16 protein-coding genes are annotated in these 14,691 nt (G+C 45.6%); 9 read left to right on the top strand and 7 right to left on the bottom strand.

Annotation, left to right across the window (positions count from 1 at the left end):
- Positions 1 to 411: 411 nt before the first annotated feature.
- Positions 412 to 627, top strand: coding sequence for a helix-turn-helix transcriptional regulator (locus AB3351_RS21390; RefSeq protein WP_371149144.1), 216 nt, complete (start codon positions 412 to 414; stop codon positions 625 to 627).
- The gene (locus AB3351_RS21385) at positions 620 to 1,012 is read left to right on the top strand and encodes a hypothetical protein (RefSeq protein WP_371149143.1); all 393 of its coding nucleotides are present in this window, start codon (positions 620 to 622) and stop codon (positions 1,010 to 1,012) included. Before AB3351_RS21390 ends, AB3351_RS21385 begins: the two co-directional genes overlap by 8 nt.
- A gap of 83 nt (positions 1,013 to 1,095) precedes the next feature.
- Here the strand turns inward: AB3351_RS21385 and AB3351_RS21380 are convergent, their stop codons facing one another.
- Positions 1,096 to 1,458 carry a DUF5063 domain-containing protein gene (locus AB3351_RS21380; RefSeq protein ID WP_371149142.1) on the bottom strand — a complete coding sequence of 121 codons (363 nt, stop codon included), beginning with the start codon at positions 1,456 to 1,458 and terminating at the stop codon, positions 1,096 to 1,098.
- A gap of 322 nt (positions 1,459 to 1,780) precedes the next feature.
- Between AB3351_RS21380 and AB3351_RS21375 the strand changes: the two genes are divergently transcribed.
- From AB3351_RS21375 to AB3351_RS21365, 3 genes are all read left to right on the top strand, one after another.
- Positions 1,781 to 2,233 carry a DinB family protein gene (locus AB3351_RS21375; protein ID WP_371149141.1) on the top strand — a complete coding sequence of 151 codons (453 nt, stop codon included), beginning with the start codon at positions 1,781 to 1,783 and terminating at the stop codon, positions 2,231 to 2,233.
- Positions 2,234 to 2,470: 237 nt separating this feature from the next.
- Entirely contained in the window at positions 2,471 to 2,839 is a 369-nt protein-coding gene (locus tag AB3351_RS21370; RefSeq protein ID WP_371149140.1) for a DUF4180 domain-containing protein, read from the top strand.
- A gap of 33 nt (positions 2,840 to 2,872) precedes the next feature.
- Positions 2,873 to 3,229: a cupin domain-containing protein gene (locus AB3351_RS21365; RefSeq protein ID WP_371149139.1), complete on the top strand. Its 357-nt coding sequence runs from the start codon at positions 2,873 to 2,875 to the stop codon at positions 3,227 to 3,229.
- A 297-nt stretch (positions 3,230 to 3,526) separates the two neighbouring features.
- Here AB3351_RS21365 and AB3351_RS21360 read toward each other — a convergent pair whose 3' ends face one another.
- Positions 3,527 to 3,673 carry a hypothetical protein gene (locus AB3351_RS21360; RefSeq protein WP_371149138.1) on the bottom strand — a complete coding sequence of 49 codons (147 nt, stop codon included), beginning with the start codon at positions 3,671 to 3,673 and terminating at the stop codon, positions 3,527 to 3,529.
- A gap of 452 nt (positions 3,674 to 4,125) precedes the next feature.
- Between AB3351_RS21360 and AB3351_RS21355 the strand changes: the two genes are divergently transcribed.
- The 3 genes from AB3351_RS21355 (at position 4,126) to AB3351_RS21345 (ending at position 7,626) form a co-directional block, all read left to right on the top strand.
- The gene (locus AB3351_RS21355; RefSeq protein WP_371149137.1) at positions 4,126 to 5,175 is read left to right on the top strand and encodes an S-layer homology domain-containing protein; all 1,050 of its coding nucleotides are present in this window, start codon (positions 4,126 to 4,128) and stop codon (positions 5,173 to 5,175) included.
- Positions 5,176 to 5,305: 130 nt separating this feature from the next.
- Entirely contained in the window at positions 5,306 to 5,854 is a 549-nt protein-coding gene (locus AB3351_RS21350) for a shikimate kinase (RefSeq protein WP_371149149.1), read from the top strand.
- Positions 5,855 to 5,955: 101 nt separating this feature from the next.
- Positions 5,956 to 7,626: a CoA-disulfide reductase gene (locus AB3351_RS21345; protein WP_371149136.1), complete on the top strand. Its 1,671-nt coding sequence runs from the start codon at positions 5,956 to 5,958 to the stop codon at positions 7,624 to 7,626.
- Positions 7,627 to 7,675: 49 nt separating this feature from the next.
- Here AB3351_RS21345 and AB3351_RS21340 read toward each other — a convergent pair whose 3' ends face one another.
- The gene (locus AB3351_RS21340; RefSeq protein ID WP_371149135.1) at positions 7,676 to 7,912 is read right to left on the bottom strand and encodes a DUF1450 domain-containing protein; all 237 of its coding nucleotides are present in this window, start codon (positions 7,910 to 7,912) and stop codon (positions 7,676 to 7,678) included.
- Positions 7,913 to 8,101: 189 nt separating this feature from the next.
- On the opposite strand from AB3351_RS21340, the gene AB3351_RS21335 reads away from it, so the two are divergent.
- Complete coding sequence (locus AB3351_RS21335) at positions 8,102 to 8,545, top strand: PaaI family thioesterase (RefSeq protein WP_371149134.1); 444 nt, start codon at positions 8,102 to 8,104, stop codon at positions 8,543 to 8,545.
- A gap of 73 nt (positions 8,546 to 8,618) precedes the next feature.
- Here AB3351_RS21335 and cydC read toward each other — a convergent pair whose 3' ends face one another.
- The 4 genes from cydC to AB3351_RS21315 are packed head-to-tail and all read right to left on the bottom strand — an operon-like array spanning position 8,619 to position 14,467.
- Complete coding sequence (cydC, locus tag AB3351_RS21330) at positions 8,619 to 10,346, bottom strand: thiol reductant ABC exporter subunit CydC (protein ID WP_371149133.1); 1,728 nt, start codon at positions 10,344 to 10,346, stop codon at positions 8,619 to 8,621.
- Positions 10,343 to 12,064 carry a thiol reductant ABC exporter subunit CydD gene (gene cydD / locus AB3351_RS21325; protein WP_371149132.1) on the bottom strand — a complete coding sequence of 574 codons (1,722 nt, stop codon included), beginning with the start codon at positions 12,062 to 12,064 and terminating at the stop codon, positions 10,343 to 10,345. Before cydD ends, cydC begins: the two co-directional genes overlap by 4 nt.
- Entirely contained in the window at positions 12,064 to 13,077 is a 1,014-nt protein-coding gene (gene cydB, locus AB3351_RS21320; RefSeq protein ID WP_371149131.1) for a cytochrome d ubiquinol oxidase subunit II, read from the bottom strand. The genes cydD and cydB overlap by 1 nt, the downstream gene beginning before the upstream one ends.
- Positions 13,064 to 14,467, bottom strand: a complete 1,404-nt coding sequence (locus AB3351_RS21315) for a cytochrome ubiquinol oxidase subunit I (protein ID WP_371149130.1) — start codon at positions 14,465 to 14,467, stop codon at positions 13,064 to 13,066. Before AB3351_RS21315 ends, cydB begins: the two co-directional genes overlap by 14 nt.
- Between the last annotated feature and the right edge of the window lie 224 nt (positions 14,468 to 14,691).

Genomic DNA, 14,691 nt, shown 5'->3' with positions numbered 1-14,691 from the left:
TACAAACAGTTGTACGGGAGGGGTTTGTCTGAAACTGGATAATCAACACCCCTGAAAGAAACTATTGGTATTGGCCGGCTACTAATATCCTCTTGAATGGATGGTTACCTGCCGACGCCCTGGTAATAAGCGCGGTGCAGAGCGTTTGGCTGCTTACCAAAGGGAAAAAACAATGAACCCCCTTCTTATGCAGCGTTATATCGAACATGTAGGGGTAGAATTGAAGTTTTCTTAACGGGGGAATCATCTTTAAAATAGGCTTAACGTTATCAATCCGCATATTCCTGACGCTACTCCTTAAAGTAAATAAGACAAAGGATATGTAAAACATATTTGACATATCCTTTGTCTTATTTTATCATTGAGTTGTAAAAAGTTTTTTACACCTTGCAGACACGGTGGTGAAATAGAATGGAAAATAAAATTAAAGAATACAGGGAAAAAAGGAGTGTTTCACAAGGAAAATTAGCAGAGTTATGTAATGTAAGTAGGCAAACAATTAATGCAATTGAGAACAACAAATATGATCCAAGTTTACAGTTAGCATTTGACATCGCAAAGCAATTAGGTACAACGATGGAGGACTTATTTATACCGTTGGAGAATGGAGGAAAAAAGAATGGATAAATCCAAAAAAATAATCGCTGTTTTAGCTTTTACTATTTTTTGTACACTTGCAGGCTTTACTTTATACAGATGGGCCCGATTTGGAACGATAGATGGAGGTTCTATATTTTTTAGCTTTCTTGCCCTATCCTACTTTTTTAATTGGCTAAACTGGGGCAACCATGAAGGTGGTGGAGAGAAAGACGAATTAGATAGACATATCGAAACCCAAAGTGCAAAGATTGGGTATTTTGTGTTAATGATTGTAGCAGCTTTAATTCTATTCATTTCTGAAGGCGTATCTAATTTGAATGATATTAAAAATTATCCTTTGCTTATCGTGGTATGTCTTACGTTTGTTACACTTCCGATCACAGAGTTTATTTATTCGAGAAAGTATAAATAACAGACCTTTCAAAACTGAAGCAAAGCACGCAAAACATTTACTACGTGCGAATCCCAGTGAACTTTAAAATGAAACTTCCAATGCTAAATTGCTTCGTTAGGAGTATCTTGCTCGAATAATATGATACCTTCTTTAAGGTCTTTATAAATATCTAACATATCGTCTGATAAGCTTCCGCACCCTGGTTCTTCTAATTTATAGAGGTCAACTACTTCCCAGTAACATTCATATTTATCGAAATCAACCTTCGGTAAAGGAATTTCTACTTGTGGGGCTTCTGTATTATTAGGTTCAACTTTAGGAAGTTTTAGTGCATGTAAGTACAAATCTAAAAGAGCAGCAAGAAGTTTTTCCAAACTTTTTTCATCAAGACAATTTAATGAGTCAATCAAAGTGCAATAATGATTAACCGAGGAAAGAAAACTCCTTACATCTTCATTTATCATATTTATCACTTCAATACTAACGACTTAGCAACTAAATTTTTTTAATCGTATTTAGTATAAGTGGCATTAGTGGATAACAAGCAACTATCAATAACCACTTTGCTTACCGTTGTAGAATCTTTTCGGAATCTGATTTTGTCCAGGAAACTATACTAACTCCAAAATTCCATACGATGTGAGGGATTCACTTAATAAACAGAAGCATATGATACGTCCTCATGCTTCCATAAGGTTAAAAAAGGAATTAAATTGTTCTTTAACGAATTATGAAATAAATGGTTTTTTAGGGTAAGATGGAAGACTCGATAAGGGAGAAATGAATATGGGGCAATCAAAACAAATGATGAATGAATGGTTAACACATCGAAATGTGTTGGAGGAGTTACTGGAATCCATCGGTGATGAACACATTGACTTCAGGCCATGGGAAGGGGCTTTGACACTTGGCGAACTGGCGTTGCATATTGCTGGGTGGAATGATGTGTTCGTTTCAATGGTCAAGACAGAAGAGTTTGCTTCACCAGATATTCCTGAATGCAAAACAATGGAAGACGTCCGCAAAGCTGTAAAGGACTTCACGAAAAAAACAAAGGCTACATACGAATCATTGACGGATGCAGATTTAGAAGCCGAAAATAAGTCATCGCACCCGAAACTTCAAGGAGCAAAGAAAAGATATCTTATTGCAATGTATGATCACGAGATTCACCATAAGGGCGAACTTTTTATTTACGCACGTATGACAGGAGCCAAAGAAGTCCCGTTTTTCCGCTAAATATTGTCCTTTTGTAATCGGGCTCGATTGTGGAACAGAAGGTAAAAGAATGACACATATTATACATGGCTACTATGTGTCATTCCATATTTTAAACTTTTTACGATTTTGGTCTTGATAATTTATAAAGCAAGCTGTGTAGGCTAACGGCTAAAAAAGGCGTTCTTGGTCTATTGTAAGAATGATGCACGGAGCTTTGCTGATAATAATGTGCATTACATAACCAGGAGGGTGATTATGAAGATAAGAAAAGTAGAAGTACATGGGAACAATATCGCCGTTGTAAGCAGCAGCGAGATACTCATTAAGGATGTTCAGTCAGCATTGGATTTTATAGCAACTGTACAGTATGAAGCAGACTGTAATCGTATCGTCATAAACAAATCTCTGCTAAGCGAAAGCTTTTTCGATTTGAAAACACGCCTTGCAGGTGAAATTCTTCAGAAGTTCATCAATTATCGCGTGAAGATTGCAATCATTGGAGACTTTTCTGTGTATGAAAACCAAAGCCTGAAAGATTTTATCTATGAATGCAACAACGGAAACGATATCTTTTTCTTGCCGACCGAACAACAAGCGATTGAAAAGGTAAGCATGTTGAAATGATACAGATTTTGATTTAAAAAGGTGGTGATCACATTGAAGATAAGCAAAAACAACGGAGAACATTATACATGGGGTGATAATTGTGATGGCTGGTATTTAGTAAAAAATAAAGAGTTGAGTGTTATTCATGAACGTATGCCCGTTAATACTTCAGAAGTAAGACATTATCATAATCATACGCGCCAATTTTTCTTTGTTTTATCTGGTAGTGCAACACTAGAAGTCGATGGCGAATATATCACTTTATCTGCTCAAGAAGGAATAGAAATACCACCTCTCCTCCCACATCAGATGATTAATAAGTCTAACGAGGATGTAGAATTTTTGGTAATATCTCAACCGAACAGCAGAAGTGACAGAGTTGTAACCAATCAGTTTTATGAATCATAACTCTCTTGAGAAACTGAGATACAGTATCCAGCCAGGCTGGACCTATTCGTCCCAGATAGCAATGAATTGTATTTTTTTGATACGCCATCCAAAGATGAACAGGGTGAGTTCCGCGTCATGTGTTCTGATCTGGTGAACGGACTGATCTTCGTGTATACCCCGACATTTGCAGATTTTCTGGAGCGATTGATCGACAAACACAGTGCAGGAAATTAATGAAATATAGATAGTAAAAGAGGTAAAAATAAAATCTCCTTTTACCCGCATGGTGAACTGTAACCCGAATGATGTACACTTTTAAAAAAATCCGTTGTTCGGGTTATCGTTCATATAGCTAATCAAGGTTTCTTTATTACGATTCACTTCAGGTTTTATGTTTAATACTTTTTCCACCAGCATTTTAACACCTCTAAATCGATCACCTTTGACAAGCAGCAGCTCCATAGGCTCCCGATCTGGTAGTCAATTGGTCTATAATAACACCTTCATCACTACACCCCACAATGAATTCACTACTATCTGGGGTCAAAAAATCCCTAAGGTTTGAAACATCAATTCTTTCGTTGCCGGTACTATATGATAATGTTAATAATTACGTGCTAACCTTATCAGCTCAGCATCGTGTCTTTCGTATAACCTATGGTTGAATTGCGGTTGGTTGTAACTTTGGTTTACCCAAAAAGACGAACCTTCCCAATCAGGCATAGAAATCCACTTTCAAATGTAAGGAAATATGTCTAAAACATTCACATCTCGGTCATAGTTTGATAACAATTCCATTTTATAATGTGAGAGGCATCTTCTGCCGCACTTACATAACGTTGGGGAAACCTATACAAGAGAAATTACGGCATCTATGAAGAAGACAGCTAAGAAAAAGATAAAGGAACGGGGATATGAGAGAAAAGAAAAAAGGAATTTCAAAGTTGGTCATGACAGGGTTGCTTTCCGTATCATTAGCCGGAGGCCTTCTGCCTTTCCATGCTGAGAAAGCGGCGGCAAGCGGAAAATTTTCAGATCTAGGCAGCGCTTGGTGGGCTGCACCAAGCATTTACAGTCTTTATGAAAAACAGATTATTGCCGGTACAAGCGCCACAACCTTCTCACCGAACAGTAAAATTACACGTGCTGAATTTGCTTCCATTCTGGCGCGGGCGCTCGATCGGAAAGCAAGCGTACAGACATTTCCGTTTACCGATGTAGCGAAAACGGCATGGTACTACGATTCAGTGAAGCAAGCATACCAAATGGGAATCATTAAAGGTGTGTCGGACACCCGCTTCGCTCCAAACCGGGCGATTACGCGCGAAGAAGCGGCTGCGATTATTGCCCACACGTTTAATTATTCTCATTCCGATAAACCGCTTCCCTTCAAGGATGCATCTGAAGTGAGCGGCTGGGCAAAAGAAAGCGTACTTGCAGTGACACAGAAGAAAATATTTGGCGGCGATGCCGGCTATTTCCGACCGCAAAAGAATTTGACACGCGCAGAAGCTGCGGTTGTATTGCAGACAGCGCTTTTCGGTCCCGCGCCAAAACCGGAGCCGCCACGTAAGGTCGCTTCCCGGACCGACACCCGCCTTGACGAACTGTTGATGCGTAAAGTCGAGCCGCTGCTCGGCACACCCTACCGCTGGGGCGGAACGACAACCTCCGGCTTTGATTGCAGCGGATTCACGCAGTATGTATTCAAGTCATTAGACATCAGTCTACCGCGCACGACCGGACAGCAATTCGCTAAAGGTACCACGGTATCCGTGAACGCGATGCAGCCGGGCGATCTAGTCTTCTTCGATACAGGTAGCGGTAAGATCTCCCACATCGGTATCTATATGGGGAACAACAAGATGGCTCATGCGGCAAGCGGACAAGGCCAAGTTAAGATTAACAATATTGATTGGTATCTATCCAATTATCGTGTCGTTGGCGTCAAACGGCACCTATAAATAACAGATCAGCGCTACGGCAGCCCGTACCCTCTCCGGTACGGGCTGTTTTCCTATGTCTGAGCCCTTTACGGCTCCTTCGTTTTCTATATAATGAAGAAAAAGAAGAAGGATAGGAGCTACATACATGATGAATGACAAGAGACACATAGCAGACAATGACAAAAACATACTATTGATTGGCTTTATGGGTGCAGGCAAGACGACAGTCGGACGCTTGCTGGCAGAGAAACTGGACAGGCCATTCATCGACAGCGATCAGGAAATCGAAGCGATCGAAGGTATGCCCATCTCCCAGTTGTTCAAGGAAAAGGGGGAAGCCTATTTCCGTCAGGCAGAAAAAAAGCTGATTACGCAGCTCTGCACACAGCAGCACAGCAAGGTCATCTCTTTAGGTGGCGGCGCTTATTTGCAGGAGGAGATTAAAAGCGTCTGCCTGGCGCATGGGATTGTCGTGTTTCTGGATATTTCGTGGGATGCCTGGCTGAAGCGGTATGCCGCCTTGCTTGATGACCGGCCGATCCTGCAGAATCGTACGCTTGAAGAGGTCTGCGACTTATTTGAAGCCAGACAGTCTGCCTATGCGGCGCATCACCTTACCGTTCGCATTGACGAGCAGCTGCCGGAAGACATTGTGACTTTTCTTTTACAAAAGCTTGAACTGGTAACGAAACCGTAACAAATCCATCTTGCAACGCCTCCCGGACCGCTGTACTATGTAGTTATAAGATACCACTAGGGGTATAAAACATACATGTACTTCCTGAGGAGGAAAAAGAAATGAGCAAAAAAATTGTGATTGTCGGAGGCGTTGCTGGAGGGGCAACCGCGGCGGCGCGGCTTAGGAGATTGGATGAATCTTCTCATATCGTACTGGTAGAAAAGGGCGAGTACATTTCTTTTGCTAACTGCGGCCTTCCCTATTATATCGGTGAGACGATCCAAAACCGGGAGGCGCTTCTCGTCCAGACGGTAGAGGGCATGTCGAAGCGGTTCAATCTCGATATTCGCAACCTAAGCGAAGCGGTAAGCATAAACCGCGAACAAAAATATGTGCAAATCAAGAATCTGCGGACAGGAGAATTGTACGAAGAAACTTACGATACACTGATCCTCTCCCCCGGCGCCATGCCGATCCGGCCCTCTATTCCGGGCATCGAGGAGGCCGCGCACCTTTTCACGCTGCGCAACATTCCGGACACGGACCGCATTAAAGCGTATGTAGATGAACAGAAACCGAAGAAAGCCGCTGTCATCGGCGGTGGGTTCATCGGCATCGAGATGGCCGAGAACCTGCACCAGCGCGGAATCGACGTGACGCTGATTGAGATGGCGAACCAAGTGATGGCTCCGCTCGACTATGAAATGGCTTCTATTTTGCACCGCCATCTGCAGGATCAAGGCGTACAGCTGCTGTTGGGTGACGGGGTTCATTCGTTTACGAATCACGGCAAAAAAATCATGCTTGCGAGCGGCCGGGAAATCGAGACGGACATGATCGTTCTGTCCATCGGTGTCAAGCCGGAAAGCACGCTTGCAAAAGAGGCAGGGCTTGCGCTGGGAGAGCGTGGCGGCATTGGAGTAAACGAATGTCTGCAAACATCCGACCCTTCCATTTATGCGATTGGCGATGCGATCGAAGTCACCGATTATATTCACCAACGGCCGACAATGATTCCGCTTGCCTGGCCGGCAAACCGACAGGGCCGCATGGTGGCTAATAACATATACGGCAAAAAAGAAGCCTATCCGGGTACGCTCGGCACCTCGATTGTCAAAGTATTTGATTATACGGTGGCTACGACGGGAAGCAATGAAAAGGTACTGCAGCGCTATAACATTCCGTACCAGGCGATTCATATTCATCCCGGCTCGCACGCCGGATATTATCCGGGTGCCTGCCCCATTGCCTTAAAGCTTCTGTTTGCCCCTGACACAGGCAAGATTCTCGGCATTCAAGGCGTTGGCATTGACGGGGTGGACAAACGGATTGATGTCGTGGCCACCGCCATTAAGGGCGGATTGACCGTATACGACCTTCCTGATCTAGAGCTGGCCTATGCTCCTCCCTACTCGTCCGCCAAAGACCCGGTCAATATGCTGGGCTATGTAGCATCAAACGTTCTTGATGGTGCGGTAGAGATCGTACAGTGGCATGAGATTGACGAGATCATCCGGAACGGCGGCCTGCTGATCGACGTGCGGAATGAAGAGGAACGGGGAGTCGGGTATATTGCCGGATCAATCTCGATTCCACTTGACGAACTACGCGACCGGCTCGACGAACTGCCCAGAGACCAGACCATTTATGTCTCCTGTCAGGTCGGGCTGCGCGGCTATCTTGCCGCACGCATTCTGACAGAGCATGGCTTTCATGCCGTTAACGTAGATGGCGGCTGGAAGACCTATGCAGCCGTATACAATACACACGCAAATACTACCTGTGTCTAACACTTTACAGCCGTTTCACGACAAAGAGCAGCCGGTTCGCTGCTCTTTTTTATGCCGTTTCTGCCGCTGAGATATACGAGGTAATCTTAGACAGCAGTTCCTCCCCACTGTCGGCGGCAATGCTCTTGCCATTCATAAGCGTAAACGGCTGCACAAGACACTGGCCGCAGTACAGGACACAAAAATCATCGACAACCTCGATGTCCGGCAGTCCCGCGAGATGCTCCTTTACATCGGCTATCTCTTTTTGACAGTTATTCGGACAAAACTTGGCAACGAATTTCATGCGCTCTCTCCTTTCCGGTAAGAAAATGTATGTATTTTCTCACTATTGTAATAGGGAAAAAGGAGACCCTGCAAGAATATGCAGGTCTGTAAAAACGCGTTAACGCAGTGCATGATCCTGCCGCTTTATCAGAACATGTATTCTGGCTATTTGCTATACTAGAAAGAAAAAGAGAAAGAGGGATACCATATGAATGATCAAACATTTTTACAACATATGAAATCATCGTGGGTTGAGGCCGAGCAGGTACCCGAGAAAGTCTTTTTATTTCAACTGTTTCAATTCGCCTTCTCTTATGATGATGATAACAGGCGCTGCCGGATCGAATGTCCTGTGGTAGAGGCGATGTTCAATCCGCTCGGCACAGTACACGGGGGCATGCTTACCTACTTAGCCGATACGGCGATCGGTCACTTAAATTTTCGTTTTAAAGAAGATCCTTACGTGTCGATTGAATTAAAGACGTCCTACATAAAAGCGGTGACAAGTGGAAAATTAATCGCCACAGCCTCTTATGTCAAAGACGGCTATAATGTTGTTTTTACGGAGTGCACGATTGAGAATGAGCACGGTGAACTTGTCAGCACCACATCCGGAACCTTCTACCGATACGCCAAAGGCAGCAAAAAATAAACAGACATACAAAAACCCCTAGGGCTTACAGTGACGCTATCTACTGTCAGCCCCAGGGATGCATGCTGCTTGCTTATTCTCCACGATCCAATGCATATAAGTTGCGGTAGCGGGCATTGTTTGCCAGCAACTCCTCATGTGTGCCGCTCATCGCTATGTTTCCCTGATCAAGGAAAATGATATGATCCATTTTTTCCATACCAATTAAATGATGCGTAATAAACAGAACCGTTTTCCCGTCCAAAGCTGAAAACACGGTATCAAGCAAATGGGTTTCCGTCTGCGGGTCCAGTCCAACCGTCGGTTCGTCCAGTATCACAATCGGGGAATCCTTCAGCAGAATTCGCGCTAACGCAACCCGCTGTCTCTCCCCGCCGGAAAATCTCTGCCCCGTTTCCTCCATCTGTGTATCCATCCCATTCGGCAAAGACTGAATGTATTCATCCAGCTTTACTTTGGCGATGACACGCTGGATCTCATCCATGTCTGCATCTTTTTTGCCCAGTCGAATGTTATTTTCCACGGTCGTCGCAAAGAGATACGGCTTCTGATTTAGAACGCTGATGACATCATAGATCCTTTCGCCAAAGTGACACGGGTGATACCCTCCGATCGTAATCTCTCCGGAAGTCGGAGACATGAGTCCCTGAAGCAGCTGCATAAGGGTCGATTTTCCGGCCCCGCTTTTGCCGAGGATGGCGATTTTTTTCCCGTGCGGGATCGATAGCGATATGCGGGAAAGCGCCTCCTCCTCCTGATTTTCATAGCGGAAGGAAATGTCCTTGATGGCAATGTCCGGTCGCTGCAGCGGTGGAATCGTCTGCGGCTCCATACTGTCTTCCGGGGCAAATTGACGAATCTGCTCGATCCGCTGCAGGGATTCCATATAGGACGGTATTTTTTCAATCGCCTGCGATATCGGCAGCATTCCCTCTAAAATGGGCAGCGTCACCAGCGTAAACGCTGCGATGTAGGTCGGCATGATGTCCCCGTTTTGCGCCGCCATGCCTGCCCACACGCCAACCATGAGCAAAATCGCACCGGAGAACAGATGGAGCTGTAGGGTTCGGGATTGATGCCAGGACGCGATGTGCTGTTCCGTCTGCTGGCTGTCTTTGCTACCCGACATAAACTGCTCAATAAAGCGGTTTTTTCTTCCACTAATCATCCAGTCAGAAAGTCCGAAGATGGCGTCCGTCAGTGTCTGGTATAACACGCTTCGCTTCGCTTTCCAGGCTATCTGGTGCTTTTTCAGCACATACAGCGAGACAAGCGGATAGACAAAAATGATAATGCAAAGACAAAGCCCAATCCACACAGCGAACAGCCAATCAAATAGCGCGAGCACGGTGACGGAGTAAACAAAGAGAAACAGGGCAACCACCGTCGGAAAAATCGTGCGGATATACGCATCCTGCAAATGCTCAATATCATCGGCCAGCGTACCCAGCAAATCACCGGTTTGAAAGCGGGAGCGAATAAACAGCGCCTGCGGCTCCAGCAGCTCGTACAGCTTCACACGCATATCGGCGACAATCCTTAATACGGCATTATGTCCTGTGAGCCGCTCGATGTAACGGGTGACCGCCCGCGATATGCCAAACGTGCGCACCGCAACGATCGGAATATACAGAAGCAGAATCGTTAGAGGCATTTCGGACGCTCTTGTAATGAGGTACCCCGATGTAAAGGTTAACATCGACCCTGTAAGTACAGTGAGAATGCCCAGACCGATCGCAGCGAGCAGAAGCCACTTATACCGCTTGACGTAGGGAAGCATATACGTTCGAATCAAGTTCATGTGCAACCGCCTCCTCGCTGGGCCTGAATCATCCTGTAGTACGCGCCCTTTTTCTCGTATAACTCCTCGTGTGTTCCTTCTTCAACCAATCTGCCGTGCTCGATCACGAAAATCAAATCCATCTCCTTCATCCAATGCAAGCGATGCGTAGCAAAGAATACAAGCTTGTTTTCCAATAACGGCAGCATAATCTTTTTAATTTGATGCTCGGTTTCAATGTCGAGGTGGGCGGTCGGTTCGTCAAAAAGCATGATCGGTCTCTTCTGCAGCAGGCTTCTTGCCAGGGCGATGCGCTGTTCCTCTCCTCCGCTCAGGCTGCGTCCACCCTGTCCAATTTTTTCGTTATAGCGACCAGGCAAACGATCAATCAGCTCCGTTACCCCGGCCAGCTCCGCTGCTTCCTGTACTCTTTCATCCGAAGCATCCGGTTCATAAAACCGAATATTATCTGCGACGGTTCCGGAAAAAATATACGGGTGCTGCGGAATGTAAGTGATCTGCTCCTGCCAATCCCCCTCAGCAAAGTGAGGAAGCGCTGTGCCATTTACTTTTATTTCTCCATCTGTCGGAATGGAAAAGCCTGATATGATGTCAATAAGCGTGGATTTACCTGCACCGGTTGTCCCAACAATACCGATCTTCTTATAGCCGTCCACAGCAAAATGAACCTCGTTTATGAGCAGCCTGCCTTCCTCCGATTTTTTCGTCAAGCCCCGCACAGATAACGAGCTGTCGCTACTCCAGGACGGCAGGGTTACGCTGCTCCCCGCTTCCTGACCTGCTTCCTCCAGCAGCGCATGGATTTTTTGGCCCGCTTCCTTCCCGTTCATCGTCGCATGATAATCATTTCCAAGCTCACGCACTGGCAGAAAGTATTCCGGAGCCAGAATCAGAATCGTTAGGGCCGCTTCAAATCCCATGCTGCCGCTAATTAATCTAAGTCCAAGCTCAACCGCTACAACGGCGACAGATAGACTTGAAAAGAAATCCAACGAAAATGTGGATAAGAAAGCGACGCGTAAGGTACGGTTCGTCGCCACCCGATATTTGTTGCTCACTGTTTCAATTGCCGACTTGTGTTCCCTGCTTTTCCCCAGGTACTTCAATGTAACAAGCCCCCGCAGTGAATCTACAAAATGACGAGAAAGCAATTGATAGGTATCCCACTGGGCATCGATCTGCTTTTGAGCTGTCAGTCCCAGCAGCACGAGAAACACGATCATTACCGGCATTACAACCGCCAGGATGACTGCTGACGTTACGTCTACCGTCACGATGTAGAGTAAAAGAATGATCGGAATACAAAGGTTGGCAACGAAGCGGGGAATAAACAGCTCCACATACGTACGGAAATCAGATATTCCCTCCAGAGCAAGGGTGATCATATTACCTGATCCCTGTTTGCCTATTTTTCTCGGTCCCAATGCAAATAGCTTTTCAACAAGCTTTCTCTGCATGTATAGAGCTGTTCGATTGGCAAAACGCAGGGCTGCTCTTTCTTTGCCCCATTGCAGACCATGCCGGATAAGAAACATTCCGATAAACCCATAAAATGAGGGAAGGACTGCTGTCCAGGCAGTCCTTTTATACATATTTACAATGGCTTCTGACAAAAACATCGCTTGAAAAATGATCGCAATCGCTTGAGCAGCCGTAAGCATCCCGACGACAACCATATGGACTTTACTGCCCTCATAGCGAAGTAGATGTTTATCCATTAGTATTCTAAATGCTCCTTTGTTGTTACGCGCTTTCTAAAGATATAGTAGCTCCAAATCGTATACACAAGCACGATCGGCACCATCACCGCCGCAACAATGGTCATAAGCTTTAAGGAGTAATCGCCGGAGGCAGCTGTATAAACGGTCATATTATACGCAGCATCCAGTGAGCTGATCATCACATTCGGGAAAAGCTCAACGAAGAAAGAGGCGGTCACGATTCCAATAATCAAACCGGTTGCCGCAAAGCTTAGTCCCTCTTTTTTATTGCGCAGCAGCGGGAAGAGAGCCAGATACAGCACAATCGCTGTGGCATACATTGGTATCACAATTATACCACGATGAGTAAACGCGTCCGTATAAACAGCGGTTAATGCAGTGAATAGAAGAATGACCGCTCCAACGACGGCATACAGCTTTTTAGCAGCCTGTCGGGCGCGCGCACGAAGCTCCCCTGTCGTTTTTAAGGAAATGAACATCAATCCGTGCAGGTAGGACAGGGCCACGAACGCAAGCCCGCCCACCACGGTGTACAGGTTCACGATATCGAAGAAGCCCGCGTACATATTCATGTCCTTATCAATGGGCAGCCCTTTAATCAAACTGGAGAATAGTACGCCCAGCAAAAACGGTGGCAGCAAGCTGCCCAGCAAAATGGACAGATCCCACATTTTTTTCCATCGCGGTGAATCGACCTTTCCCCTAAATTCAAACGCAACACCCCGCGCAATCAAGGCCAGCAGCAGCACAACGAAAGGCAGGTAGTAGCCGCTAAACAATGTTGCGTACCAGTGTGGAAACGCGGCAAACATCGCTCCCCCCGCAGTAATTAACCACACTTCGTTCGCATCCCAAAACGGGCCGATGGTATTGATAAGAACGCGCTTCTCACCTTCATCTTTCGCTAAAAACTTCGTGCTCATCCCGACACCGAAGTCAAACCCTTCCAGAAACACAAAGCCGACGAACAGGACCCCTACCAGAACAAACCATAGCTCACTTAACTGCATCTTTCATACCTCCTACACTAAAAGGATCTGAAGCAGAGATATCCTCCTGTGGTTTTTCATGCGGCCCCTGTTTAATGACGCGGATGAACAAGTACACCATCACAACCGCCAGCGCTGTATAGATGAGTGAAAAGGCAATCAATGAGAAGAGAATCTGTCCTGCCGACACGTTGGGTGACACCCCGTCCGCTGTCAGCATCAATCCGTTTACAACCCATGGCTGACGTCCGATTTCTGACATGATCCATCCGAAGGAGTTACCGATATACGGCAGGAAGATAGCTGGAACCAGCCACTTTAAGTAACGGGTGCTTGTCGTAATTTTATCGCGCCATGTAAAGAGCAAACCAAGCAGGCTTAACAGAACCAGAACGCCGCCCGTTCCCGCCATGATGCGGAAGCTCCAAAATGTTGTTTTCACAGGAGGAATATAGTTACCTTCCCCATACTGCTGCACCATCTTCTCTTGCAGCGCGTTCATGCCCTCCACTTTGCCGGAAAACTCGCCATAAGCCAGATAGCTTAATAGATATGGAATTTCAAGTCTGCCTGTACTCTCTTTGTTTTCCACATCAATGTTTGCCACAACTGTCCAGGCAGCCGGGTCTTCACTGTCTTCCCACAGTCCTTCCGCTGCTGCCATTTTCATCGGCTGAGCACCCATCAGATACGTTGCCTGCGAGTGGCCGGAAAACGCAATGCTAAGACCTGCGATCAGGCCGATAATCAGCGACACATTCATAGAACGCTTATAAAAATCAAGATCCCGCTTTCGCAGCATGTTCCATGCGCTCACACCCATAATAAAGAAGGCAGCGGTCGCAAAGCTTGCGAAAATAACGTGCGGAAAAGCAACCCACAGCTTCGCATTTGTTAATACAGCGACAATATCATTCATCTGTGCGCGTCCATTTTCAATTACAAAGCCTACAGGATTTTGCATGAAGGAGTTCGCTGCCAAAATCCAGAAGGCGGACATAATCGTACCGATGGACACAAGCCATATACTCGCCAGATGCAGCTTTTTCGGGATTTTATCCCAACCAAAAATCCATAAGCCAATAAACGTGGATTCCATAAAAAAGGCCAACAGCGCTTCGATCGCCAGCGGGGCTCCGAACACATCGCCCACAAAACGAGAATAGCTCGACCAGTTCATGCCAAACTGGAACTCCTGAATGATTCCTGTTACGACCCCTACCGCAAAGTTAATGAGGAAGAAGGTTCCCCAAAACTTTGTCATTCGCTTGTACACTTCTTGTTTCTTTATCAGGTACATCGTTTGCATAATCGCTATAATAAATGCCAGACCGATAGATAAAGGAACGAAAATAAAGTGAAAAAGAGTAGTGGAAGCAAATTGAATTCTTGCTAACATAAGCTCTTCCATTGAGATGACGCCTCCTAAAGTAGTACTATTTACTTACTACTATAGTAAACGTAAATTGTGAAATAAACGTGTTGCTAGTGTTACAAACTATTGTCTATAAAAAGACAAGCTTTTAACAATTACTTTTCAGCTACTTATTTTATCGAAAAACATTTGACTTTATTTAACTCTCGTTATTTTGGGCATAAGGGTGTATCTACACACCACCAAACGTGCAAACATTC

It is taken from the genome of Aneurinibacillus sp. REN35 (genome assembly GCF_041379945.2).
Classification (GTDB): domain Bacteria; phylum Bacillota; class Bacilli; order Aneurinibacillales; family Aneurinibacillaceae; genus Aneurinibacillus.
Note: the sequence above shows the minus strand (reverse complement) of the source record. Positions and strands in the feature narration are given on the sequence as shown.

Excerpts from the sequence above, each read along its gene's own strand:
- cydC (WP_371149133.1), bottom strand. The coding sequence starts at position 10,346 with ATGAACTTGATTCGAACGTATATGCTTCCCTACGTCAAGCGGTATAAG.
- AB3351_RS21355 (WP_371149137.1), top strand. The coding sequence starts at position 4,126 with ATGAGAGAAAAGAAAAAAGGAATTTCAAAGTTGGTCATGACAGGGTTG.
- AB3351_RS21385 (WP_371149143.1), top strand. The coding sequence starts at position 620 with ATGGATAAATCCAAAAAAATAATCGCTGTTTTAGCTTTTACTATTTTT.
- AB3351_RS21340 (WP_371149135.1), bottom strand. The coding sequence starts at position 7,912 with ATGAAATTCGTTGCCAAGTTTTGTCCGAATAACTGTCAAAAAGAGATA.
- AB3351_RS21370 (WP_371149140.1), top strand. The coding sequence starts at position 2,471 with ATGAAGATAAGAAAAGTAGAAGTACATGGGAACAATATCGCCGTTGTA.
- AB3351_RS21380 (WP_371149142.1), bottom strand. The coding sequence starts at position 1,458 with ATGATAAATGAAGATGTAAGGAGTTTTCTTTCCTCGGTTAATCATTAT.
- AB3351_RS21360 (WP_371149138.1), bottom strand. The coding sequence starts at position 3,673 with ATGGAGCTGCTGCTTGTCAAAGGTGATCGATTTAGAGGTGTTAAAATG.
- AB3351_RS21390 (WP_371149144.1), top strand. The coding sequence starts at position 412 with ATGGAAAATAAAATTAAAGAATACAGGGAAAAAAGGAGTGTTTCACAA.
- AB3351_RS21350 (WP_371149149.1), top strand. The coding sequence starts at position 5,306 with ATGAATGACAAGAGACACATAGCAGACAATGACAAAAACATACTATTG.
- cydD (WP_371149132.1), bottom strand. The coding sequence starts at position 12,064 with ATGGATAAACATCTACTTCGCTATGAGGGCAGTAAAGTCCATATGGTT.
- AB3351_RS21335 (WP_371149134.1), top strand. The coding sequence starts at position 8,102 with ATGAATGATCAAACATTTTTACAACATATGAAATCATCGTGGGTTGAG.
- AB3351_RS21315 (WP_371149130.1), bottom strand. The coding sequence starts at position 14,467 with ATGGAAGAGCTTATGTTAGCAAGAATTCAATTTGCTTCCACTACTCTT.
- AB3351_RS21375 (WP_371149141.1), top strand. The coding sequence starts at position 1,781 with ATGGGGCAATCAAAACAAATGATGAATGAATGGTTAACACATCGAAAT.
- cydB (WP_371149131.1), bottom strand. The coding sequence starts at position 13,077 with ATGCAGTTAAGTGAGCTATGGTTTGTTCTGGTAGGGGTCCTGTTCGTC.
- AB3351_RS21345 (WP_371149136.1), top strand. The coding sequence starts at position 5,956 with ATGAGCAAAAAAATTGTGATTGTCGGAGGCGTTGCTGGAGGGGCAACC.